Origin of the sequence: Sphingomonas sp. TZW2008 (assembly GCF_002117915.1) — a bacterium.
In the GTDB taxonomy this organism is placed as follows: domain Bacteria; phylum Pseudomonadota; class Alphaproteobacteria; order Sphingomonadales; family Sphingomonadaceae; genus Sphingomonas.
On the sequence record NZ_BDJB01000007.1, the window covers coordinates 139,168 to 163,006 of the forward strand.

Genomic DNA, 23,839 nt, shown 5'->3' on the forward strand with positions numbered 1-23,839 from the left:
TGGCCCGCCGGTTAGTCAAGCAGCGCGTGGCGCATGCGATCCACCCGCACGCGGCGGATCAGAACGGCTTCACCACCGCCAGGATGACGATGATCGTCACCGCGAGCGCGGGTATTTCGTTCATCATCCGCAGCTGCCGGTTGCCGAGGCTCGCCTGCCCGCGCGCGAGCCGCTTCGAATAGCCCACCGCCCAGCCGTGATAGCCTGAGAGCAGGAACACGACGAACAGCTTGGCGTGGAGCCACGCCAGCCCCTGGATCCCCGACAATAGCCCGACGTTGACCGCCAGCGCGAGCCCGATCGCCCATACCGCGATCATCGCCGGGGTCAGGATGATCCGCCGCAGCTTCGCCTCGCGCGTGATCCAGCGCTGCTCTTCGGCCGGATCGCCGAGCCCTTCCTGGTGATGCACCAGATACCGCGGCAGGATGAACATGCCCGCCATCCAGAAGATCACGAAGATGACGTGCGCGGCCTTCACCCACAGATAGGCAGCGCCCAGGAACCCGACACCCATCAGCCAACCACCTCCGGCTCCGCGGTAACGCCGCCGCGCACCCGCGCCACCACGTGCTCGACATGCGCGATCGGCGTATGCTGGTCGATCCCGTGGCCGAGATTGAAGACGTGTGGCCGGTCCGGGAAAGCGGCAAGAATGCGGTCGACCGCCGCGTCGAGCGCGTCCCCGCCTGCGATCAGCGCCAGCGGATCGAGATTGCCCTGCACCGGCATGTTGTCGGGCAGATTGGCGTGGGCCCAGCGCGGATCGACCGTCTCGTCGAGCCCGACCGCGTCGACCCCGGTCTCACGCGCATAGGCAGGCAGCTTGCCGCCCGCCCCCTTGGGGAAGCCGATGATCGGAACGTCGGGGTGGCGCGCCTTCAGCCCGGCGACGATCGCCGCATTGGGCGCGATCACCCAGCGTTCGAACTGCGCCGGCGACAGCGTGCCCGCCCAGCTGTCGAATATCTGCACCGCCTCCACCCCGGCTTCGATCTGGCCCGACAGATAATCGATCGTCAGCGCGGTGATCGCATCGATGATAGCTGCGAACGCCACCGGATCGCGATACGCCATCGCGCGTGTCTCGGCCTGGTCCTTCGATCCCTGCCCGGCCACCATGTACGTCGCGACCGTCCACGGCGATCCCGCGAAGCCGAGGAACGTCGTCGCCGCCGGCAGCATCCCGGCGACGCGGCGCACGGTTGCGTACACCGGATCGAGCCGCGCGATCACCGCGGACAGATCACCTAGCGCATGCTCGGCGAGCCGCGGCGCGAGGCGTGGTCCCTCGCCCACGCCGAACGTCAGATCCTGCCCCATCGCCCAGGGGACCATCAGAATGTCGGAAAACAGGATCGCGCCGTCGAATCCGAAGCGGCGGATCGGCTGGATCGTCACCTCGGCCGCGCTCGCCGGATCGGTCGCCAGCGCAAGGAAGCCGCCTTTCTCCGCCCGCAATGCGCGATACTCGGGGAGATAGCGTCCCGCCTGACGCATCAGCCACATCGGCGGACGCGCCGCACGCTGGCCCTGCAGCACGCCAAGCAGCGGCTTCGCGGACGGCTCGATCGGGGGGTGCACGGGCATCCTTCTAACTAGAAAAGAAGATTCAAAAGGGTTGTGTGATGTTGTTGGCGCGTTGGTGTCGGGGCTTATGCGTTCCCCCCCGAAATGCCAACAGCTTGACGTGTGGCGCCCCACGCGGCGCCGCCGATTCGAATGCGTCGTCCCCGTTATCCACAGGCTGTGGATGAAATCGGCCGGTGTGAACGGGATTGTGGATAGCCGCCCGGTTTTCCACCGCCGACGCGCGGCTTGGCCGTCGGGGCGGGTTGCGCTAGCGCTCCTCCCCATGTTGTCCACAGGGTTCACGATCGCCGCCTGCACGTGGCTGCTCCTGCCCCTCGTGCGGCTCGGATCGGCGTCGTGACCGTCCGCCTGCACCTCCACCTTCTGTCGGACTCGACCGGCGAGACGCTCGAGAACATCGCCAAGGCCGCGCTGGCGCAATATGACGACGTCGAGACGGTGCGCCATTTCTGGCCGATGGTCCGCACCGAGGCGCATCTCGACCGCATCCTGCAGGAGATCGCGCACAATCCCGGGCTGGTGATCTACACGCTGGTCAATCCCGCCACCCGCCGCGCGCTCGAGCAGCGCTGCCAGAGCCTGGGACTGCCGATGGTTGCGCCGCTCGATCCGGTGAACGACGCGCTGTCCGTCCTGTTCGGGCAGCAGGCCAAGGGCAAGCCGGGGCGCCAGCACGTGCTCGATGCCGCCTATTTCGCGCGCGTCGATGCGATCCAGTATACGATCGCGCACGACGATGGGATCGCGTGGGAGGAGTGGGAGGAAGCCGATATCGTCCTCGCCGGCGTTTCGCGCTCGTCCAAGACGCCGACGTCGATCTATCTCGCCAACCGCGGCTTCAAGGTCGCCAACATCCCGATCGTCGTCGAGAGCCCCCCGCCGCGCGATCTGTTCGCGCTGAAGAACCCGCTCGTCGTCGGGCTGACGACCAGCGCCGATCGGCTGATCCAGATCCGCCGCAACCGGCTGCTGTCGCTCAACCAGGCGCCCGAGACGCCCTATGTCGACCAGGAAGCCGTCACGCGCGAACTGCAATATGCCCGCCGCATGTTCGCCGACAACGGCTGGCCGGTGATCGACGTGACGCGCCGCTCGATCGAGGAGACCGCCGCGGCGATCATCGCGCTGGTCAACGATCGCCGCGGTGCGCCGAGCGTGGGCGAGCAATGATGCCGAACCCGGAACAGAGCGCCCTGCAACTCATCCTTGCCTCGCAGTCGGCGTCGCGCCGCGCGATGCTCGAAGCGGCGGGCGTGCCGTTCGTCGCGCAGGCGCCGATGGTCGACGAGGATGCCGCCAAGGCGGCGCTCGGCGACGTCGCGCCGCGCGATCTGGCGGATGCGCTCGCCGAGCTGAAGGCACTCAAGGTGTCGCAGCGCGCGCCGCAGGCGCTAGTGCTCGGATCGGACAGCCTCGCGGTGCTAGAGGACGGTACGATCCTGTCGAAACCGCGCGACCGGGAGGAAGCGGCGGCGCACCTCGCGATGATGTCGGGCAAGCGGCACGATCTCGTCAGCGCGGCGGTAATCGCCGAAGGCGGGCAGGCGGTGTGGCGCCACGTCGACAAGGCACGGATGATCGTGCGGCCGCTGTCGCCTGCCTTCATCGAAGCGTATCTCGACGCCGAATGGCCGGCGATCGCGGGCTGCGTCGGCTGCTATCGGATCGAGGGGCCGGGCGTGCAATTGTTCAGCCGCGTCGAGGGCAGCCAGTTCACGGTGCTCGGCATGCCGCTGCTGCCGCTGCTCGGCTATCTGCGCGAGCGGCAGGTACTGCTCGCCTGATCGGCGGACATCAGGAAAGGAAACGCGCCAGTGTCGGAGCCAACATCGCAGCCGCGTGGCGTCACCGCCGTCGACCGCCCCTATGCCGAGGTGATCGGCGATCCCGTCGCGCATTCGAAATCACCGCTGATCCACCGCTTCTGGCTGGAGAAGCTGGGGATCGACGCCGATTATCGCGCCACCCACGTCCTGCCCGCCGACCTGCCGGCCTATGTCGCGGCACGGCGCGCCGATCCAACGTGGCGCGGCTGCAACGTCACTATCCCGCACAAGATCGCGATGCTCGATCTGGTCGACGATCCGGGCGACGTGCGCGGATCGATCGGCGCGATGAACACGGTGGTGCGCGGGGAGCGGGGTGCGCTGTTCGGCACCAACACCGATGCCGCCGGCTTCTACGCGCCGATTGCTGACCTCGACCTTGCCGGCGCGCCGGTCGCGGTGATCGGCGCGGGGGGCGCGGCGCGCGCGATCCTCTTCGCGCTGGCGCGAATGAACGTGGGGCGCGTAACGATCCTCAACCGCTCGCCGTTGAAGGGCGCCGCGCTGCTCGGCCGCTTCGGCCTCAAGGGCGATGCGCTGCCGCTCGCCGCGCCGCTTCCCCCGGCGAAGCTGCTCGTCAACACCAGCGCGCTCGGCATGGCGGGCCAACCACCGCTCGATCTCGACCTGTCGCCGCTGCCGATCGGCGCGATCGTCTACGACATCGTTTACACCCCAATCGAAACGCCGCTGCTGCAGGCCGCCGACGCTTTGGGGTTCGAGACGATCGACGGGCTCGACATGCTCGTCGGCCAGGCCGCCGCGGCGTTCGAACTGTTCTTCGGCCAGCCCGCGCCGCGCCAGCACGACGACGAACTGCGCGAACGGCTGCTCGCCTGAGCAAGCATTTGGAAAGGGAGACGCGACGATGATCAAGCTGGGGCTCACCGGATCGATCGGCATGGGCAAGTCGACCGTCGCCAAGATGTTCGCCGACGAAGGCGTGCCGGTCTTCGATGCCGACGCCGAAGTGCACAAGCTGCAGGGCCCCGCCGGCCGCGTCGTGGCGGCGATCGAGGCGCGCTTTCCCGGCACCACCGGCGCGCAGGGCGTGAACCGCACTGCACTCGCCGAGGCGGTGCTCGGCGACGATGCGGCGATGAAGGCGCTCGAGGCGATCGTTCATCCCGCCGTCGGCGAGGAACGCGCCGCCTTTCTCGCGGAACATGCCGCCGCGCCGCTCGTCATATTCGATGTGCCTTTGCTTTTCGAAACCGGCGGCCAGCGCGGGGTGGACAAGGTCGCCGTCGTCTCCGCCGATCCCGCCGTCCAGCGTGATCGCACGCTGCAGCGCCCGGGCATGACCGCCGCCAAGTTCGACGCGATCCTCGCGCGGCAGGTGCCGGATGCCGAGAAGCGCGCACGCGCCGATTACGTCATTCCCACCGACGTTTCGATGGAGGAGACGCGCGCCTACGTTCGCCGCGTCGTCGCGGATCTGGTCGGCGATGGAAGGGGCGCCGGATCGGCCGACCAGGCTTGCCTCGGTTCAAGCGAAGGCCGATAAACTCACGATGCGCGAGATCGTCTTCGATACCGAAACCACCGGCTTTACCTTTGGCGAGGATCGCATGGTCGAGATCGGCTGCGTCGAACTCGTCAACCGCGTCGAGACGGGGCGCACCTTTCACGCCTATTTCCATCCCGAGCGCACCATGCCGCCGGGCGCGCAGGCGATCCACGGGCTGAGCGACGCGTTCCTGTCGGACAAGCCGCTGTTCCACGCGCTGGCCGAGGAACTCGTCGCCTTCATCGGCGACGCGCCGCTCGTCGCGCACAATGCCTCGTTTGATTTCGGCTTTCTCAACGGCGAGCTCGGGCGCTGCGGCCGCGATCCGATCTGCATGACGCGGATGATCGATACGCTGGCGATCGCGAAGCAGCGTCATCCGGGCGCGAAACTGACGCTTGACGCCTTGTGCTCGCGTTTCGGCGTCGATCGCTCGCACCGCGTACTGCACGGCGCGCTGCTCGACGCGCAATTGCTGGCGCAGGTTTATGTCGAGCTGATGGGCGGGCGGCAGATTGGGCTGTCGCTCGTCAGCGACCTTGTCGCCGACGCGCAACCCGCCACCGTCGCTGCGCCGCGCATCGCGCGCCCGGCGCGCCATTTCGCGCCCAGTGACGCGGAACTTGCGGCGCATGCCGCGTTCCTGACGCGGGTCAAGAATCCGATCTGGGGGGCCGCGGCGTCCGGTTGACGCCCAACGCTCCGGCGCGAGAACGCCGGGCCATTGAATGGAGAAAAGTCGATGGATATCCGCATCTCTGGACACCAGGTCGAGACGGGCGATGCGCTCAAGGATCATGTCGACACCCGGTTGCAGGGTATCGCCGATAAGTATTTCAGCCGCGCGATCTCTGCGCAGGTGACGTTCGGCAAGGGCCCGCACGACAACGGCTTCGGCTGCGACATCGTCGTCCACGTGATGCAGGGGCTGGTGTTGAAGGGCCGGCACGAGGCGCAGGATGCGCATCTCGCGTTCGACGGCGCGGCGGAGAAGATCGAGAAGCAGCTGCGCCGCTACATGCGCCGACTGAAGGACCGCAACGCGGGCGAGGCGCAGGCGCTGGCCGAGAGCGTCGCCTACGACAATGCCGGCTACACGCTGTTCGCCGAGCCGACCGAGGAGGACGAGGCGGGCGACGCGCCGCTGATCGTCGCCGAGACGCGCGTCGACGTGCCCGATGCCAGCGTGTCCGACGCGGTGATGATGCTCGATCTGCGCAACACCGCGGCGCTCTTGTTCAAGAACTCGGGGACGGGCGCGTACAACATGGTCTATCGGCGCGGCGACGGAACGATCGGATGGGTCGAACCGCAGCGCGCGGGATGATTATCGAAGCATCATGTCCAATGATTTGAGTGATCTGCTCCACCCCGACCTCGTTGTCGTCGGGGTGGCGGCAACCAGCAAGAAGACGCTGTTCCAGCAACTTGGCTCGATCGTCGCGCCGGCCATCGAGGGCGAAGCGTCCGCCATCACCGCGGCGCTTGCCGAGCGCGAGAAGCTCGGCTCGACCGGTTTCGGCGGCGGCGTGGCGATCCCCCATGCGCGGATTGCCGATCTGCCACGGATCATCGTCGGCGTGGCGCGGCTCGCGCAGCCGATCGACTTCCAGGCGGTCGACGACATGCCGGTCGATATCGTGGTGATGATGCTGTCACCGCCCGATGCCGGTGCGGAGCATCTGAAGGCGCTCGCCCGCGTCTCGCGCCGTTTCCGCGACCGCGCGTTCGTCGCTAAGCTGCGCGGTGCGGGGTCGCGTGACGCGCTCTACGCGCTGCTCACGGCGGACGATGGGAGCCACGCGCGTGACGCGGCCTGAAGGTGCCGAGGCACATCATCGTGCGCTCGAATCGCTCTATGCCGCCGCGCCGATCAACGCGCTGTTCGCCTCGCGCCTCGAGATCCCCGAACCCGGCGTCGCGCGCATCCGGTTCGACGTCGTGCCCGATCACTTTCACGCCGCGGGCGCGGCGCACGGCACCGCCTATTTCAAGATGCTCGACGATGCCGCCTTTTACGCGTGCAACAGCCTCATCACCGATCGCTTCCTGCTGACGACGCAGTTCAACCTGCTGCTGACGCGCCCGCTCGCCGCCGGCCCGGTGGTGGCGGAGGGGCGCTGGGTCAGCGGGCAGCGGCGCGTCTTTGTCGGCGATGCGCGGCTGATCGCGGCGGATGGCGAGGAGGTCGCGCGGGGTACCGGCACCTTCATGCGCAGCCGCATCGCGCTGGCCGGCTTGCCGGGATATCGTATCGGCTGATGGCGCGGCTGCCGACGCACCTGCTCGTCTCCGCGCTGCTGCGCCGGGTCAACGATGCCGGCGGATTCGCGGTCGTGCGCGCGCGGGGCGACGCCGATTCGGGCGGCATTTTGGTTCTGCTCGAGCGCGAGGACCGGCTGGTCGAGCGGATGATTGACATCGATGGCCACGATGCGCTGGTCCCCGCGGGATTCGCCGGCGGGGCGTCGGAATCGCCGGACGAATATTGGCAGCGACGCCGCGTGCGCGATCCAGATCTGTGGGTGGTTGCTCTGGACATCGCGGACGGCGAACGGTTCGCCGCTGAAACGATCTGCATTAATTGACTCGAAACCGTCACTGAACGAGCAGCCTGGTTATTGCTTTTTGGCGTTGTGCTGCACGGGTGCGATCCGTTCGGTGACGCAGTCGGGGGGGCTCCCGGGCGATCGATGTTCGCAGGCGAACGGCTGATCGTGTCCGCGTAACCACCGCATTTGATAGTGTACGATGGCTTTCTTCTCGCAGGCCGCGATCGCCGTGGCCATGACGATGACATTTCTTGGGCTGGGTGCGCAGAGCGCACCGTCTATGGCTGCCGAGGTCGAGCAGACGACGCTCCCCCAGCCTGTCACGACCGGGATCGTGACCACCGCCACGACGGCGGATGCTGTGAATGATGAACTCGCGACCGGTGATACGGTTGCATATCCGACGCTTGCGGCCGCGGTCGCCGCGCAGACGACGCATGACGGCGACGATCAGGCGACCGAATGCCTGGCCGGCGCGATCTTCTACGAGGCGAAGGGCGAGCCGCTGTCGGGCCAACTCGCTGTCGCCGACGTGATCCTAAACCGCGCCAAGTCGGGCCGCTTCCCCGAAGACGTCTGTCAGGTCGTCACGCAGCGCGGCCAGTTCAGCTTCGTTCGCGGCGGGCGCATCCCCTCGATCGACGAGGACAATCGCTATTATCGCACCGCCGTCGCGGTGGCGAAGGTCGCGCTCGCTAACGCCTGGGAAGGCGAAGCGGACCGTGCGTTGTATTTCAACCGTGGCCGTGCGCCGGCGGCAGGGCTGCGCAAGGTCGCGTCGATCGGCAATCACGTCTTCTGGCGCTGAACGATCCGGCATCGATCGCCGCTTTTCATCGTTCCCTTCCTGTTCTAACTGTCGGGCGTGCTGACGACGCCTGAACCCTGCCTCGACGATCCATCGTCGCCGCTGTGCGCGGCGGACGTCGCGCGCGGGGTGACGCGGCTGCTGCTGCGGCACGATCTGGTGGCGATGGCGGAGGTACCGCTCGAGGGCGGGCGGCGCGTCGATCTGATGGCGATCGACGGGCGCGGGCAGATCACGATCGTCGAGATCAAGGTGTCACGCGCCGATCTGCTCGGCGACGGCAAGTGGCAGGATTACCTGCCGCATTGCGACCGGTTCTTCTGGGCGGTGCCAGCCGGGTTCGATCACGCTCCGATCGCGGGCGACGCCTTCCTTCCCGAGCGAACCGGGCTGATCGTCGCCGATCGCTACGATGCGGCGGTGGTGCGCGAAGCGCGGACCGACCCGATGAACACGCACGCGCGCAAGAAATGCACGCTGGCCTTTGCGCGGCGCGCCGCACGGCGGCTCGTCGCGCTGGCCGATCCTGAAGCGGCGCAGGCGTGGTAGTGCCCGCCGCCCCGTCCCCGCTACAGCACGCGGTACGGCACGATCCGCCTGACGCCGGGCTCCACCGCGATCGGGCGGTCGGTGGGGGGAAAGGCGCGCTGGTCGCACTCGATGCGCGGGCACAGGCGGCACGATATGCCGATCGGCGTCGGGCGGCTCGTCCGGTCGACGGCGTCGGCGTAGACGAAGTCGGCGGCGTGCGTCGCCTCGCACCCGAGCACGACGGCGTAGCGGCGCGCGAGCCGATCGAACCGCCCCGACGATTTCACCAGCCCCTTCGCCATCGAGACGTAGCGGACGCCGTCGGGCGTTTCCGCATGCTGCACCAGGATGCGATCGGGCACCGCAACCGCCTCGTGCACGTGCCACAGCGGGCACGCGCCGCCGAAGCGCGCGAACTGTAGCCGCGTCGCCGAGTGCCGCTTGGTGATGTTCCCCGCCATGTCGACGCGGCAGAAATAGAACGGCACGCCCTCCACGCCCTGCCGCTGCAGCGTCGACAGGCGGTGGCACGCTTGTTCGAAGCTGACGTTGAAGCGTCGCGTCAGCCGATCGATGTCGTGCCGCAACCTCCGCGCTTCGGCGCGGAATCTGGAATAGGGCATGACAAGCGCGCCCGCGGCGTAGTTCGCGAGACCTACGGCGAGCAGCCTACGTGCCTCGTTGCCGGGCAGATCGGCGGCCGCGACGATCCCTTCGATCATCCCCGCGAACGCCGTCGCCGCCAGTCGGTGCGCGACCAGGAAGCGCTGCGTTTCGGGGGAGAGCGCGCCGTTGATCGTCAGCCGCACGCCGTCGAAGCGCGACAGCGGCGCATCCTCGTCATGGTCGCTCGCGACGACGATGCCGTGATCGGACAGTGCGCGCGCGAGGCTGGCGGCGCGCTCCGCCAGATCCTCTGCCGCGCGGTCGAGCGGGTCGATGTAGTTGCCCGCCTCATGGAACCAGTCGCGCACCGCCTCCCATGGCAGCCGCGCGCCGCTGCCCGCGACGAGCGACTCTTCCGCCAGCGCCAGCCGGTCCTCTGCCGCGCGCTTCGCCGCCTGCAGCGCGATCAGGCGGTCGGCGACCCCCGGCTGGGCTTCCGCCAGCTTCACCGCGTCGATCGCGTCGAAGCCCGCCAGCGCGCGATCCGCCAGCGCGTCGGTCAGCGCGGTCAGCCGCCGGGCGGGCGCCTCGCCCTCGATCACCGCCAGCGCCTGCGGATAATGGCGCGCCAGCGCGGCCGTCACCGCCGCGGTCAGTGGTCGCTCGTCGCTCTCCAGCTGGGATAAGTAGCTCACCGACAGGCCAAGCTTCGTCGCCATCGCGCGCTGGTTCATGCCGGCGGCGAGGCGCAACGCTCGCAATTGCGAACCGGCGTAAAGACGGGCAGCCATGCCCCGGCCTATTTCGCAGAGCTTCCATTCGCAAGTTCGCAACTTCACATTTGCGTCATGCGGCCCCGCGGCGCAGACAGCACCACCGTCAGGAGAGATGCATGTCGTCGACGATCGAGGAACTGGAACGCAAGCGCGCCGCCGCGCGGCTGGGCGGCGGGCAGAAGCGCATCGATGCGCAGCACGCCAAGGGCAAGCTGACCGCGCGCGAGCGGCTCGACGTGCTGCTCGACGAAGGATCGTTCGAGGAACTCGACATGTTCGTCGAGCATAATTGCGTCGATTTCGGCATGCCCGATCAGGTCTATCCGGGCGACGGCGTTGTCACCGGATCGGGCACGATCAACGGCCGTCTCGTGTTTGTCTTCAGCCAGGATTTCACCGTGTTCGGCGGCTCGCTGTCCGAACGTCACGCGCAGAAGATCTGCAAGGTGATGGACATGGCGATGAAAGTCGGCGCGCCCGTGATCGGCCTCAACGATTCGGGCGGCGCACGCATCCAGGAAGGCGTAGCGTCGCTCGGCGGCTATGCCGAGGTGTTCCAGCGCAACGTCCTCGCCTCGGGCGTGGTGCCGCAATTGAGCCTCATCATGGGCCCGTGCGCGGGCGGCGCGGTCTATTCGCCGGCGATGACTGACTTCATCTTCATGGTGAAAGATTCCTCCTACATGTTCGTCACCGGCCCCGACGTGGTGAAGACGGTGACCAACGAGGTGGTGACGCAGGAGGCGCTCGGCGGCGCGGTGACGCATACCACCAAGACGAGCGTCGCCGACGTCGCGTTCGAGGATGATATCGAGGCGCTGCTCGCCGCGCGCGACTTCATCGATTTCCTGCCAGAATCGAACCGCTCGCCGGTGCCCGAGCGGCCCACCGCGGACGCGTGGGACAGGCTCGAGCCGAGCCTCGACACGCTGATTCCGCCGTCCGCCAACCAGCCGTACGACATGCACGAGCTAATCCGGAAAGTGTGTGACGAGGGCGATTTCTTCGAGATCCAGCCGGCGCACGCGGCGAACGTCATCTGCGGCTTCGGCCGGATCGAGGGCAAGACGATCGGCGTCGTCGCCAACCAGCCGATGGTGCTGGCGGGCGTGCTCGACATCAATTCGTCGAAGAAGGCGGCGCGTTTCGTGCGCTTCTGCGACGCGTTCGACATTCCGATCGTGACCTTCGTCGACGTGCCGGGCTTCCTGCCGGGCACTGCCCAAGAACATAACGGCATCATCAAGCACGGCGCGAAGCTGCTGTTCGCTTATGCCGAGGCGACCGTGCCCAAGATCACCGTCATCACGCGCAAGGCCTATGGCGGCGCGTACGACGTGATGGCCTCCAAGCACCTGCGCGGCGACCTGAACTACGCCTGGCCGACCGCCGAGATCGCGGTGATGGGCGCGAAGGGTGCGGTGGAGATCATCTTCCGCGGGCTGAACGAGGAAGGCATCGCCGAGAAGACGCGCGAGTATGAAGCGCGCTTCGCCAACCCGTTCGTCGCCGCGTCGAAGGGCTTCATCGATGAGGTGATCCAGCCGCACTCCACCCGCCGCCGGATCGCGCTGGGGCTACGCAAGCTCAAGAACAAGAGCCTCGAGAACCCGTGGAAGAAGCATGACAACATCCCGCTGTGAGCGGCGGTATGGTCTGTTCGAAACAATGAATGAGGGCTGAGATGAACCTTGGTCGCCTGAACCATGTCGGCGTCGCGACGCCGTCGATCGAGAAGTCGGTCGAAACGTACCGCACGTTGCTCGGCGCGGATGCGATCGGCGAGCCGTTCGACCTGCCGGCGCAGGGCGTGACGGTGTGCTTCGTCGATGCGCCCAACACGCAGATCGAGCTGATCGAGCCGTATGACGCGAACTCGCCGATCGCCGGCTTCCTCAAGAAGAACCCGGCGGGCGGGCAGCATCACGTGTGTTTCGAGGTGCCCAACATCGACGCCGCGGTGGCGCATCTCAAGGCGAACGGCGCGACGGTGCTGGGCGAGCCGCGCATCGGCGCGCACGGTACGCCGATCATCTTCGTCCACCCCAAGGATTTCGGCGGCATGCTCGTCGAGCTGATGGAAGAGCCCAAGCAGGCGCATTGAACACGATAAAAGGAGAGCGGGAATGGCTGATTACGAAACGATCCTGACGGAGAAGAAGGGCGATGTCCTCGTCATCACGCTGAACCGCCCCGAGCGGCTCAACGCGGCGTCGATCCAGCTCGCCGAGGACCTGACGGTCGCGCTGTACGATCTGCAGGGCGCACGCGCGGTGCTGCTGACTGGCGCGGGCCGGGCATTCTGCTCGGGCGCCGATCTGCAGGCGCGCGGCGGCGGCGACAGCGTGGTGAAGGGCGGCGACACCAGCCACCGCGCGCTGATGAACTTCTACAACCCGCTGATGAGCCAGATCATGAACCTGTCGGTGCCGGTCGTCACCGCGGTGAACGGCCCGGCGGCGGGCGTCGGCTGTTCGATGGGGCTGTCGGGTGATTTCGTGTTCGCCGGCAAGAGCGCGTACTTCCTCCAGGCATTCGTCAACATCGGGCTGGTGCCCGACGGCGGCTCGACCTGGCTGCTCGCCAAGACGATCGGAAAGGCGCGCGCGACACAGATGATGATGCTGGGCGAGCGGATCGGCGCCGAGCAGGCCGAGCAATGGGGGCTGATCTACAAGGCGGTCGACGACGCCGCGCTTATGGACGAGGCACTGGCGATGGCGACGCGCCTCGCGAGCGGGCCGACCGTCGCACTCTCGGCGATGCGCAAGAACATCCAGGTCGCGCTCGACGGCACGTTCGATCAGGTGCTGCGCGCCGAGGCCGAGGGCCAGCGGCTCGCGGGCGGTTCGCAGGATTCGCGCGAGGGCGGCCTCAGCTTCCTCGAGAAGCGCAAGCCGGTGTTCAAGGGCCAGTGATCCAAATTTCCCCTCCTGCCTGCGGGAGGGGAGTTTGATGGGACAATAGCAATGACCGACAAGCCCGAAACCAACCTTGGCGAAGACACCGGCGCCGCGCCCAAGCCGGCACCGATGCCGACCGAAGTCGCGTCGCCGCCGCCCGCGCCCACGCTCGACACATGGGCGAAGGCCGCCGCGAAGGAGGTGAAGGGCAAGGACCTCACGTGGGACACGCCCGAAGGGATTCAGGTCAAGCCGCTCTATACCGAAGCGGATACCGAAGGCTGGGAGCCGGGCCTGCCCGGTTTCGCGCCCTTCACTCGCGGCGTGCGCGCGTCGATGTACGCGGGGCGGCCGTGGACGATCCGCCAGTACGCCGGCTTCTCGACCGCGGAGGAATCGAACGCCTTCTACCACCGCAATCTGAAGGCGGGGCAGAAGGGGCTGTCGGTCGCATTCGATCTCGCGACGCACCGCGGCTATGACAGCGATCACCCGCGCGTCACGGGCGACGTCGGCAAGGCGGGCGTCGCGATCGACACGATCGACGACATGAAGATCCTGTTCGACGGCATCCCGCTCGATCAGATGAGCGTGTCGATGACGATGAACGGCGCGGTGATCCCGATCCTCGCCTTCTTCATCGTCGCGGGTGAGGAGCAGGGCGTCGACCGCAAGCTGCTCGACGGGACCATCCAGAACGACATCCTCAAGGAGTTCATGGTCCGCAACACGTACATCTACCCGCCCGAGCCGAGCATGCGGATCATCTCGGACATCTTCGGCTACACCAGCCGCGAGATGCCGAAGTTCAATTCGATCTCGATCTCCGGCTATCACATGCAGGAAGCCGGAGCGACACAGGTGCAGGAGCTCGCCTTCACCATCGCCGACGGCATGGAATATGTGAAATACGGCGTCGCGAGCGGCCTCGACATCGACAAGTTCGCCGGGCGTCTGTCGTTCTTCTTCGCGATTGGCATGAACTTCTTCATGGAGGTCGCCAAGCTGCGCGCCGCGCGCGTGCTGTGGCATCGCGTGATGACCAACCTCGGCGCGCAGGACGAACGCTCCAAGATGCTGCGCACGCACTGCCAGACGTCGGGCGTCTCGCTGACCGAGAAGGATCCGTACAACAACGTCATGCGCACCACGATCGAGGCGATGGCGGCGATGCTGGGGGGCACCCAGTCACTCCACACCAACGCGCTCGACGAGGCGATCGCGCTGCCGACCGATTTCTCCGCCCGCATCGCGCGCAACACGCAGATCGTGATTCAGGAAGAGACGGGAATGACCAAGGTCGTCGATCCGCTCGGCGGCAGCTATTACGTCGAGGCGCTGACCAAGGATCTGGTCGACCGCGCATGGGCGATCATCGAGCGCGTCGAGGCGGAGGGCGGCATGGCCAAGGCGGTCGCCGCCGGCTGGCCGAAGGCGATGATCGAGGAGGCGTCCGCCGCGCGCGCGGCGCGGATCGATCGCGGCGAGGAAGTCGTCGTCGGCGTCAACAAATACACCAAGGACAAGGAGGATCCGATCGAGATCCTCGACGTCGACAACGTCGCGGTGCGCGAGGCGCAGATCCGCCGCATCGAGAAGGTGAAGGCAGAGCGTGACGACGCGGCATGCCAAGTGGCGCTCGACGCGCTGCGCGAAGGCGCGAAGGGCAATGGCAACCTCCTCGAGCTCGCAGTCGAATGCGCGAGGCGGCGGGCAACGCTGGGTGAGATCTCGGCGGCGATGGAGGATGTGTTCGGCCGCTTCGGCACGTTCCCGACACCGGTGAAGGGCATTTACGGCGGCGCGTACAAGGAGGACGAGCGCTGGGCGCGGCTGCTGCGCGGCGTCGAGGCGACCGAGCGTCGGCTCGGCCGCAAGCCCCGCATGTTCGTTGCCAAGATGGGGCAGGACGGGCACGATCGCGGCGCCAACCTCGTCTCGTCGATGTTCGGCGACCTGGGCTTCGAGGTGATCGCCGGGCCGCTTTTCCAGACGCCGAAGGAATCGGCGGCGGTGGCGCTGGAGAAGGATGTGGACGTCGTCGGCGCATCGAGCCTTGCGGCGGGGCACAAGACGCTGATCCCCGAGCTGATCGGCCACCTGCGCGATGCCGGGCGCCCGGACATCAAGGTGATCGCGGGCGGCGTCATCCCCGCGCAGGATTATCAGGCGCTGTACGACAGCGGCGTGCAGGCGATCTTCGGCCCGGGCACCAACCTCATCAAGGCGGCGGAGGACGTGCTGCGGCTGCTCGGCCACAACATGCCGCCCGAAGGCGAAGAACAGGCGGAGGCGGCGGAGTGAGGCTGCTCGCGGCACCGGCAGGCCTGGTTTGCGGCGCGCTTCTCTGCGCCACGCCTGCCGCCGCGCAGACGCAGGCGCAGATGAACGCTTCCGCCGGCACCGACTATCGGCGCGCCGACGTGGCGATGACGGCGCAGTGGAAGGCGACCTACGCCTACATGAAGCGTGAGGATGCGCAGAATGCGGCGGGTGCGCGCAGCCCGGGCTATGCCGCGGCGACGCTCGCCAGCCAGCGCGCGTGGCTCACCTTTCGCAACGCGCAATGCGCGATCGAGGCGAAGGAGGTAGAGGGCGGATCGATGGCGCCGATGGTGCGCGCCGGCTGCCTCACGCGGCTTACCAAGGAACGGACGAAGCAATTGAAAGATTTGATGTGGCGCCGATGATCCGCACCGATTGGACACGGGCGGAGATCGCCGAACTGTTCGACCTGCCGTTCGACGAACTAATGTGGCGTGCGCAATCAGTGCACCGCGCCCATCATGCGGCAGGCGAGGTACAATTGTGCACGCTGCTGTCGATCAAGACCGGCGGCTGCCCCGAGGATTGCGGCTATTGCTCGCAGTCGGCGTCCGCCGACAGCGGCGTCAAGGCGACCAAGCTGATGGACGTGCGCGCCGTGCTGCAGAGCGCGGCGCAGGCGAAGGACGCGGGCTCGCAGCGCTTCTGCATGGGCGCGGCGTGGCGCAATCCCAAGGACAAGGACATGCCCGCCATCGTCGAAATGGTGCGCGGCGTGCGCCAGATGGGGATGGAGACGTGCATGACGCTGGGGATGCTCACCCCGCGTCAGGCCGCGATGCTCGCCGACGCCGGGCTCGATTACTACAACCACAATATCGATACCTCGCCCGAGCGCTACGGCGACGTCATCACCACGCGCACCTTCGGCGAGCGGCTCGAGACGCTGGAGAATGTCCGTACCGCGGGGATCAACGTGTGCTGCGGCGGGATCGTCGGCATGGGCGAGACGCGCGAGGATCGCGTCGGCTTCGTCCACGCGCTCGCGACGCTGCCGCGCCATCCGGAAAGCGTGCCGGTCAACGCGCTGGTGCCGGTGAAGGGAACCGTGCTGGGCAACATGCTGTCGGACACGCCGCTAGCCAAGATCGACGACATCGAATTCGTCCGCACGGTAGCGGTAGCACGCATCACCATGCCGATGAGCATGGTGCGCCTGTCCGCGGGACGCGAGAGCATGTCGGAGGCGACCCAGGCTTTGTGCTTCATGGCCGGCGCGAACTCGATTTTCACCGGCGACAAGCTGCTGACCGCGGGCAACCGCGGCGATAGCGCCGACGCCGCGCTGTTTTCGAAGCTCGGCGTGCGGCCGATGCAGGCGGAAGAGCCGATGCGCGCACGCCGCGCCGACGCCGCGCTCGAGCCGGCTGAATAAAGGTGATCGGGGAGCCTGCCTCCCCGCATAGGGTTCGATCGCTTGCGGCGGCACGCCCGCCGCAGGCCTAGGGGAGAAGGCAGTGTTCAAGAAGATCCTGGTCGCCAATCGCGGCGAGATCGCGTGCCGGGTGTTCCGCACCGCGAAGAAGATGGGCATCAAGACCGTCGCCGTCTATTCGGATGCCGATGCGCGCGCGCCGCACGTGCTGATGGCGGACGAGAGCGTCAGGCTCGGGCCAGCGCCAGCGGCGGAGAGCTATCTCAAGGCGGATCTGATCCTGCTCGCCGCCAAGGAGACGGGCGCGGACTGCATCCACCCCGGCTACGGCTTTCTGTCCGAGCGCGAGAGCTTCGCCAAGGCGTGCGCCGAGGCGGGCATCGCCTTCGTCGGCCCGCCGCCCAACGCGATCGCCGCGATGGGCGACAAGATCGAATCGAAGAAGCTCGCCAAGGAAGCCGGCGTCAACGTCGTTCCCGGCTATCTCGGCGAAATCGCGGACACCGACGAGGCGGTGAAGATCGCCGGCGATATCGGCTATCCCGTGATGATGAAGGCGTCCGCCGGCGGCGGCGGCAAGGGCATGCGGCTCGCGTGGAGCGAGCAGGACGTGCGCGAGGGCTTCGAGGCAACCAAGCGCGAGGGGCTGGCGAGCTTCGGCGACGACCGCGTGTTCATCGAGAAGTTCATCGAGAGCCCGCGCCACATCGAGATCCAGGTGCTCGGCGACCAGCACGGCAACGTCGTCTACCTCAACGAGCGCGAATGTTCGGTGCAGCGCCGCCATCAGAAAGTGGTCGAGGAAGCGCCGTCGCCGTTCGTCACGCCCAAGATGCGCAAGGCGATGGGCGAGCAGGCGGTCGCGCTGGCGAAGGCCGTCGGCTATTATAGCGCCGGCACGGTTGAGCTGATCGTCTCGGGCGCCGACACGACGGGCGAAAGCTTCTACTTCCTCGAAATGAACACCCGCCTGCAGGTGGAGCATCCCGTTACCGAGGAGATCACCGGGCTCGATCTGGTCGAGCAGATGATCCGCGTCGCCCACGGCGAGAAGCTCGGCTTCGGGCAGAAGGACGTCAAGATCAACGGCTGGGCGATCGAGAATCGCGTCTATGCCGAGGATCCGTATCGCGGCTTCCTTCCCTCGATCGGCCGGCTGGTGCGCTACAATCCGCCCGCTGCGGACAAGCGCCAGGCACCGTTTGGCGACGACGAGGGTGCGCCCGGCGTGCGCGTCGACGACGGCGTGTACGAGGGCGGCGAAGTCAGCATGTTCTACGATCCGATGATCGCCAAGCTGATCACCCACGGCAAGACGCGCGAGGAAGCGATCGACAAGCAGGTCGCGGCGCTCGACCAGTTCGAGATCGTTGGGCCGGGCACCAACCTCGATTTCGTCTCCGCGCTAATGCAGCACCCGCGCTTCCGCTCGGGCAACATCACGACGGGGTTCATCGCCGAAGAATATCCCGACGGCTTCCACGGCGCGCCGGCCTCTGAAGAGACGGTTCGCGCGCTCGCCGGTATCGCCGGCTTCGCCGCGACGGCAGAGGCGGACCGCGCACGCCGCGTCGACGGGCAGCTCGGCGATCGGCTGCATCCGCCGGCCGAATGGGTGGTGCGGATCGACGGCAAGGACCACAATGTCACCGTCTCGCCCGATGCGCTGCGTGTCGACGGGACGGATCTGCCGCTCGCGCTCGAATACACCCCGGGTGACCGTGTCATCGTCGCCGAGCCGACCGAGGGCGAAGCGCCCGCGCTGACGGTGAAGCTCGTGAAGACGCGCACCGGCTTCACGCTCAACGCGCTCGGCGCCAGCCACAAGGTGCGCGTGCTGCCCGCGCGCGCTGCATCCTACGCGCAGCACCTCCTCGAAAAGGTGCCGCCTGATCTGTCCAAGTTCCTGATCGCGCCGATGCCCGGGCTGCTCGTGCGGCTCGACGTCAAGGCCGGCGACAAGGTCGAAGCGGGGCAGCCGCTCGCGGTGGTCGAGGCGATGAAGATGGAGAACATCCTGCGCGCCGAGAAGAGCGCGGTGGTGAAGAGCGTCAGCGCCGAAGCGGGCGCGAGCCTCCAGGTCGATCAGGTGATCCTCGAGCTCGAATAGTCGGTCTCCCGTTCCTGCCGGTCTAAGAAGCCGGCAGGAACGGCGCGTGCCGCACTGCGACAAATCGCGACACTAAATTGCTGGACCGGACGGGCCGCCGCCGCCATCCCGATCCCATGCAGCGTATTCGCGCCTCGCTTCTTCTGGCCGCCGCGCTCGGCGGATGCACCGTTGGGCCCGATTATCGCCCGCGCGCAGCGGGCGAGCTGGGTGTGCCCGACGCCTATTCAGTCACCGCGGCGCCGACGCGTGAGGATCTGACGCGCTGGTGGCGCGGGTTCGACGATCCCGTGCTCGGCGATCTCGTCGAGCGTGCCGCGGCGGCCAATCTCGACATCGCGCAGGCCGCGGCGCGACTGCGCCAGGCGCGCGAGGCGCTGGTGCAGAGCCGCGCGGACCTGCTGCCGACGCTCAACGGCTCGGGCGGCTACAGCCGCTCGGAGACGCTGCGCGGCGGCGGCACCGTCATCACGCTACCCGACGGCACGGTGCAGAACGTCGGCGGGGGCGGGGGCTCGAACTTTTCGCTCGGGCTCGATGCGCAATATCAGCTCGGCCTGTTCGGCGAGGTGCGCCGCACGGTAGAGGCGAGCCGCGCGCAATATGAAGCGTCGGGGTTCGACCAGGCGACCGTGCTGCTGTCGGTGCAGGCGGAGGTCGCACGCAACTACGTGCTGGCGCGGCTGTACCAGCTGCAACTCGCCAATGCGCGCGACAGCCTCGCGCTGCAGGACGACAATCTCGAGATCGCCGGCTTCCGCGTCCAGGCGGGGCTCGTCTCCAGCCTCGATCAGGAGCAGGCCCGAGTCCAGCGCGCGCAGACCGCAGCGTCGATCCCGCAGATCGAGCAGCAATACAACGCCGCCGTGTCGCGGCTGGGCGTGCTGACCGGTCAGGCGCCCGGCGCGCTCAAACCGCTGCTCGCTGCGCCGCGGTCAATCCCGCGTGGGCCGCAGACGGCGGGTGCAGGCATCCCCGCCGACGTGCTGCGCCAGCGCCCCGACGTTCGCTCGGCGGAGCGCAACCTCGCCGCCGCCACCGCGCAGATCGGTGTCGCTAAGGCGCAGCTCTATCCCGCACTCGCGATCACCGGCCGGCTCAACAGCAACGCCGGTACCTTCGGCGGGCTGCTCGAGACGATCACTGGCGGGCTGTTCGCGGGCGTGACGCAGGCGATCTTCAACGGCGGGCGGCTGCGCAGCCAGGTGCGCGGGGCGGAAGCCGCGACCGATGCCGCGCTCGCCGCGTACAAGCAGGCGGTGCTCGTCGCGCTGGAGGATGTCGAGAACGCCCTCGTCGCGCTGCGCAGCGCACAGGAGCGCGAGCGGCAGTTCGCGATCGCGCTCGATGCGGCGAATGCCTCGGCGATCCTCAGCCGCAGCCAGTATCGCACCGGCCTCACCGATTTCACGACGCTGAGCCAGCAGGAAGCGGCGCTGCTGTCGGCGCGTAACAGCGCGGCGCAGGCGCGCGGCGATCAGGCGACGGCGCTCATCCAGCTCTACACCGCGCTCGGCGGCGGGTGGGACGCGGGCGCCGCGCCGCTCGCCGATACCGATCCGCAGCGTCTCAACCAGAACGGATCGCGCTGATGGCGACGACGGACCTTGACGATTTCCTCGGCGTAAAGCCGCAGCCGGCGTGGCGGCGCTGGATCAAATGGCCTGCGATCGCGCTCGGCGTCATCCTGCTCGTGCTGCTCGGCATGCGCCTGTTCGGTTCCAGCGCGGAAGCGGGCTATGCCACCGCGCCGGTGCGCCGCGGCGATCTGACCGTCACCGTTTCCGCGACGGGCAAGCTCGCGCCGACCAACCAGGTGACGGTGGGCTCGCAATTGTCGGGGCTCGTCACTCGTGTCGTCGTCGACGTCAACGACCGCGTCGTCGCCGGCCAGCCGCTCGCGCTGATCGATCCCGAGCAGATCGATGATCAGATCCGCGCCGGCGAAGCGCAGCTCGCCGCCAATGTCGCGCAGGTCAACCAGGCGCGCGCCACGGTGTCCGAAGCGCAAGCGCAGCTCGCGCGGCTGCAGGAAGTGTACCGGCTGTCGAACGGCCGCGTGCCCTCGAAGACCGAACTGCAGACCGGTCAGGCCAATGCGCAGCGCGCGGTTGCCGCGCAGCGCGTCGCGGAGGCCAATGTCTCCGCCGCGCGCGCCAATCTCGCGCAGAGCCAGACGCAGCGTCAGCGCGCGATCATCCGCTCGCCCGTCAACGGCGTCGTGCTCGCCCGGCAGGTCGATCCCGGCCAGACGGTCGCCGCCTCGTTCAATACGCCGACGCTGTTCGTCATCGCCGAGGATCTGAGCCAGATGAAGCTCGAGGTCGCGATCGACGAGGCGGATGTCGGCGCGGTGAAGCAGGGGCAGAAGGCGAGCTTCGCCGTCGATGCCTTCCCCGGCCGTACCTTCCCGGCAACGATCACGCGCGTCGATCTGGGTTCGAACCTGACCGCCAGCACGGCGAGCGCGTCGAGCAGCGGCACGGCGAGCACGACGGCGAGCACCGGGCAGGTCGTCTCCTATGCCGCCGATCTCACCGTCGCGAACCCGACGATGGAGCTGCGCCCGGGGATGACGGCGACCGCGGATATCGTCACCAGCGACAAGAAGAACGTGCTGCTCGTGCCCAATGCGGCGTTCCGCTTCACGCCGAGCGCGGCGGGCGGCGACAGCGGGCAGGGCGGCATCGCGGGTTCGCTCACCTTTCGTCCGCGCCGCGGCAATCGCGCCGAGCGGCAGGTAACGGTGGGCCGCGGCGCGCAGCAGACGGTGTACGTCAAGGGCGAAAACGGCCAGCCGCGCGCGATCCAAGTGACGACCGGCGATACCAACGGCAGCGTGACGGAAGTGCTCTCGGGCGGGCTGAAGCCCGGCATGCAGGTCATCACCGGGCAGCTGGCGGGCGGTGACGAGGGCGCGACGCCGCGCGGTGGCGGCCAGCGCCGCCAGCGGCAGGGAGGCGGCGGCGGTGGCGGCGGCGCCTGACGATGCGCGCCGCGCTGTCGGCGACCCGATCATCACGCTGCGCGGTGTGACCAAGACCTACGGCACCGGCCCCACCGCGTTCCAGGCGCTGAAGGGCGTCGATCTTGACATTGCAGCGGGTGATTTCGTCGCGGTGATGGGCCCGTCGGGATCGGGCAAGTCGACGACGATGAACATCCTCGGCTGTCTTGACGTGCCGTCGGGCGGCACCTTCCTGTTCCGTGGTCACCATGTCGAGACGCTCGACCGCGATCAGCGCGCGCTGCTCCGCCGCCGCTACCTCGGCTTCGTCTTCCAGGGGTTCAACCTCTTGAGCCGCACCAGCGCGCTCGAGAATGTCGAGCTGCCGCTGCTGTACCGCGGCGACGATCGCAAGGCGCGGCGCGACGCCGGCATGGCGGCGCTCGACAAGGTCGGGCTCGCCGACTGGTGGGATCACACGCCCGCCGAACTGTCCGGCGGGCAGCAGCAGCGCGTCGCGATCGCGCGCGCGATCGTCACCCGCCCCGACGTGCTGCTCGCCGACGAGCCGACCGGCAACCTCGATTCCGAACGATCGGTCGAGATCATGGAGCTGCTCACCGATCTCAACCGGACGAGCGGGATCACCGTGCTGATGGTGACGCACGAGCCCGACATGGCGGCATTCGCGCACACCGTCGCCCACTTCAAGGATGGGCTGGTCGAGCGGATCGACGCCAACCATCGCATGGGGGAGGGGGTGGAATGATCTTCGGCACCACCTTCATCCTCGCGCTGCGCTCGATCCGCCGCCACCTCCTGCGCTCGTTCCTCACCACCCTCGGCATCGTCATCGGCGTCGCCGCCGTCGTCGCGATGGTGACGCTGGGCAAGGCAACGACCAGCGCGGTGCAGCAGCAGATCGCTGCGCTTGGCACCAACGTGCTGCAGATCCGCCCCGGTCAGGGCTTCGGGCGCGGCGGCGGCGGCCCGCGCCCGCCCGATTTCAAACCCGAGGACGTCACCGCGATCGAGCAGCAGGTCGCCGGCGTCACCGCCGTCGCACCGCAGGCATCGGCCACCGCCACCGCGATCTACGAGGGCGCGAACTGGTCGACGACGATCCAGGGCACCACCAACGCGGTGTTCACCGTTCAGCCGTGGCCGCTCGCGCAGGGGCGCACCTGGACGCCGGCAGAGGAGCAGGCGGGTAAGGCGGTGTGCATTATCGGCAATACCGTGCGGCAGAACCTGTTCCGGCGCGGCAGCGCGGTCGGCCAGCGGATGCGCATCGGCGCGATCAGCTGCGACGTCATCGGCGTCCTCACCGCCCGCGGCCAGGCGGGGTTCGGCGGCGATCAGGACGATACGGTGGTGATGCCGATCAAGGCCGTCCAGCGCCGCTTCACCGGCAATCGCGACGTGCGGCTGATGCTGGTTGGCGTCGATCAGGCGTATTCGACCGCCGCGGTGCAATCGTCGATCAGCGATCTGCTGCGCGAGCGGCGCAATGTCGGCGGCGGCAAGCAGGACGATTTCAACATCTTCGACACCAAGCAGATCAGCGACACGCTGACGGGCACGACGACGCTGCTGACGCGGATCGTCGCCGCGGTGGCGGCGATCAGCCTCGTTGTCGGCGGGATCGGCATCATGAACATCATGCTCGTATCGGTCACCGAGCGGACGCGCGAGATCGGCATCCGGCTCGCGATCGGCGCGGTGGCGAACGAAGTGCTGATGCAATTCCTCGTCGAGGCGGTGACGCTGTCGATGCTCGGCGGGCTGATCGGGCTGATCCTGGCGCAGCTCGTCATCCTCGTCGCGACACCGCTGATGCAGGTGCCGTGGACGTTCGATCCGACGATCAACATGATCGCCTTCGCCATCGCGGCGGTGATCGGCGTCGTCTTCGGCTATTTCCCCGCCCGCCGCGCAGCGGCGCTCAACCCGATCGACGCGCTGCGCCACGAGTAG

Annotated in this window: 25 protein-coding genes; 22 read left to right on the forward strand and 3 right to left on the reverse strand. The window is 67.9% G+C overall.

Annotated elements, in window-relative coordinates:
* Positions 1-58: 58 nt before the first annotated feature.
* Both B7L05_RS09375 and hemE read right to left on the reverse strand, forming a co-directional pair.
* Positions 59-517 carry a CopD family protein gene (locus B7L05_RS09375; RefSeq protein ID WP_085810003.1) on the reverse strand — a complete coding sequence of 153 codons (459 nt, stop codon included), beginning with the start codon at positions 515-517 and terminating at the stop codon, positions 59-61.
* Complete coding sequence (gene hemE, locus B7L05_RS09380) at positions 517-1,572, reverse strand: uroporphyrinogen decarboxylase (RefSeq protein WP_256926683.1); 1,056 nt, start codon at positions 1,570-1,572, stop codon at positions 517-519. The genes B7L05_RS09375 and hemE overlap by 1 nt, the downstream gene beginning before the upstream one ends.
* A 357-nt stretch (positions 1,573-1,929) precedes the next feature.
* On the opposite strand from hemE, the gene B7L05_RS09390 reads away from it, so the two are divergent.
* The 11 genes from B7L05_RS09390 (at position 1,930) to B7L05_RS09440 (ending at position 8,838) form a co-directional block, all read left to right on the forward strand.
* On the forward strand, positions 1,930-2,763 hold the full coding sequence (locus B7L05_RS09390) for a pyruvate, water dikinase regulatory protein (RefSeq protein WP_085810006.1): 834 nt from the start codon (positions 1,930-1,932) through the stop codon (positions 2,761-2,763).
* Positions 2,760-3,377 carry a nucleoside triphosphate pyrophosphatase gene (locus B7L05_RS09395; protein WP_256926674.1) on the forward strand — a complete coding sequence of 206 codons (618 nt, stop codon included), beginning with the start codon at positions 2,760-2,762 and terminating at the stop codon, positions 3,375-3,377. The genes B7L05_RS09390 and B7L05_RS09395 overlap by 4 nt, the downstream gene beginning before the upstream one ends.
* A gap of 30 nt (positions 3,378-3,407) precedes the next feature.
* The gene (locus B7L05_RS09400) at positions 3,408-4,259 is read left to right on the forward strand and encodes a shikimate dehydrogenase (protein WP_085810007.1); all 852 of its coding nucleotides are present in this window, start codon (positions 3,408-3,410) and stop codon (positions 4,257-4,259) included.
* Between the two features lie 28 nt (positions 4,260-4,287).
* Positions 4,288-4,926, forward strand: coding sequence for a dephospho-CoA kinase (gene coaE / locus B7L05_RS09405; protein ID WP_085810008.1), 639 nt, complete (start codon positions 4,288-4,290; stop codon positions 4,924-4,926).
* 7 nt (positions 4,927-4,933) lie between these two features.
* Complete coding sequence (gene dnaQ, locus B7L05_RS09410) at positions 4,934-5,620, forward strand: DNA polymerase III subunit epsilon (RefSeq protein ID WP_085810009.1); 687 nt, start codon at positions 4,934-4,936, stop codon at positions 5,618-5,620.
* Between the two features lie 51 nt (positions 5,621-5,671).
* Positions 5,672-6,256, forward strand: coding sequence for a ribosome hibernation-promoting factor, HPF/YfiA family (gene hpf / locus B7L05_RS09415; RefSeq protein ID WP_085810010.1), 585 nt, complete (start codon positions 5,672-5,674; stop codon positions 6,254-6,256).
* A gap of 13 nt (positions 6,257-6,269) precedes the next feature.
* On the forward strand, positions 6,270-6,749 hold the full coding sequence (locus tag B7L05_RS09420) for a PTS sugar transporter subunit IIA (protein ID WP_085810011.1): 480 nt from the start codon (positions 6,270-6,272) through the stop codon (positions 6,747-6,749).
* A complete protein-coding gene (locus B7L05_RS09425; RefSeq protein WP_256926675.1) occupies positions 6,736-7,191 on the forward strand; it encodes a PaaI family thioesterase in 456 nt (151 codons plus the stop codon). Before B7L05_RS09420 ends, B7L05_RS09425 begins: the two co-directional genes overlap by 14 nt.
* The gene (locus tag B7L05_RS09430; protein WP_085810013.1) at positions 7,191-7,517 is read left to right on the forward strand and encodes a DUF1491 family protein; all 327 of its coding nucleotides are present in this window, start codon (positions 7,191-7,193) and stop codon (positions 7,515-7,517) included. The genes B7L05_RS09425 and B7L05_RS09430 overlap by 1 nt, the downstream gene beginning before the upstream one ends.
* Positions 7,518-7,680: 163 nt before the next feature.
* On the forward strand, positions 7,681-8,289 hold the full coding sequence (locus tag B7L05_RS09435; protein WP_085810014.1) for a cell wall hydrolase: 609 nt from the start codon (positions 7,681-7,683) through the stop codon (positions 8,287-8,289).
* Between the two features lie 57 nt (positions 8,290-8,346).
* Positions 8,347-8,838, forward strand: coding sequence for an MmcB family DNA repair protein (locus B7L05_RS09440; protein WP_085810015.1), 492 nt, complete (start codon positions 8,347-8,349; stop codon positions 8,836-8,838).
* Positions 8,839-8,858: 20 nt separating this feature from the next.
* On the opposite strand, the gene B7L05_RS09445 is transcribed toward B7L05_RS09440, so the two are convergent.
* Positions 8,859-10,217, reverse strand: a complete 1,359-nt coding sequence (locus tag B7L05_RS09445) for a short-chain fatty acyl-CoA regulator family protein (RefSeq protein ID WP_085810016.1) — start codon at positions 10,215-10,217, stop codon at positions 8,859-8,861.
* 101 nt (positions 10,218-10,318) lie between these two features.
* On the opposite strand from B7L05_RS09445, the gene B7L05_RS09450 reads away from it, so the two are divergent.
* The 11 genes from B7L05_RS09450 (at position 10,319) to B7L05_RS09500 (ending at position 23,839) form a co-directional block, all read left to right on the forward strand.
* Positions 10,319-11,845 (forward strand): acyl-CoA carboxylase subunit beta, encoded by a 1,527-nt coding sequence (locus B7L05_RS09450; RefSeq protein WP_085810017.1) that lies wholly within the window; start codon positions 10,319-10,321, stop codon positions 11,843-11,845.
* Between the two features lie 41 nt (positions 11,846-11,886).
* Positions 11,887-12,306: a methylmalonyl-CoA epimerase gene (gene mce / locus B7L05_RS09455; protein WP_085810018.1), complete on the forward strand. Its 420-nt coding sequence runs from the start codon at positions 11,887-11,889 to the stop codon at positions 12,304-12,306.
* A gap of 22 nt (positions 12,307-12,328) precedes the next feature.
* Entirely contained in the window at positions 12,329-13,120 is a 792-nt protein-coding gene (locus tag B7L05_RS09460; protein WP_085810019.1) for an enoyl-CoA hydratase-related protein, read from the forward strand.
* Between the two features lie 114 nt (positions 13,121-13,234).
* The gene (scpA, locus tag B7L05_RS09465; RefSeq protein ID WP_085810091.1) at positions 13,235-15,409 is read left to right on the forward strand and encodes a methylmalonyl-CoA mutase; all 2,175 of its coding nucleotides are present in this window, start codon (positions 13,235-13,237) and stop codon (positions 15,407-15,409) included.
* Complete coding sequence (locus B7L05_RS09470; RefSeq protein ID WP_256926676.1) at positions 15,406-15,795, forward strand: lysozyme inhibitor LprI family protein; 390 nt, start codon at positions 15,406-15,408, stop codon at positions 15,793-15,795. The genes scpA and B7L05_RS09470 overlap by 4 nt, the downstream gene beginning before the upstream one ends.
* The gene (bioB, locus tag B7L05_RS09475) at positions 15,792-16,805 is read left to right on the forward strand and encodes a biotin synthase BioB (protein ID WP_085810093.1); all 1,014 of its coding nucleotides are present in this window, start codon (positions 15,792-15,794) and stop codon (positions 16,803-16,805) included. Before B7L05_RS09470 ends, bioB begins: the two co-directional genes overlap by 4 nt.
* An 82-nt stretch (positions 16,806-16,887) precedes the next feature.
* Positions 16,888-18,915 carry an acetyl/propionyl/methylcrotonyl-CoA carboxylase subunit alpha gene (locus B7L05_RS09480; RefSeq protein ID WP_085810020.1) on the forward strand — a complete coding sequence of 676 codons (2,028 nt, stop codon included), beginning with the start codon at positions 16,888-16,890 and terminating at the stop codon, positions 18,913-18,915.
* Positions 18,916-19,031: 116 nt separating this feature from the next.
* Complete coding sequence (locus tag B7L05_RS09485) at positions 19,032-20,507, forward strand: efflux transporter outer membrane subunit (protein ID WP_085810021.1); 1,476 nt, start codon at positions 19,032-19,034, stop codon at positions 20,505-20,507.
* Positions 20,507-21,901, forward strand: a complete 1,395-nt coding sequence (locus B7L05_RS09490; protein WP_085810022.1) for an efflux RND transporter periplasmic adaptor subunit — start codon at positions 20,507-20,509, stop codon at positions 21,899-21,901. The genes B7L05_RS09485 and B7L05_RS09490 overlap by 1 nt, the downstream gene beginning before the upstream one ends.
* On the forward strand, positions 21,885-22,631 hold the full coding sequence (locus B7L05_RS09495; protein ID WP_085810094.1) for an ABC transporter ATP-binding protein: 747 nt from the start codon (positions 21,885-21,887) through the stop codon (positions 22,629-22,631). The genes B7L05_RS09490 and B7L05_RS09495 overlap by 17 nt, the downstream gene beginning before the upstream one ends.
* Positions 22,631-23,839, forward strand: a complete 1,209-nt coding sequence (locus B7L05_RS09500; protein WP_085810095.1) for an ABC transporter permease — start codon at positions 22,631-22,633, stop codon at positions 23,837-23,839. The genes B7L05_RS09495 and B7L05_RS09500 overlap by 1 nt, the downstream gene beginning before the upstream one ends.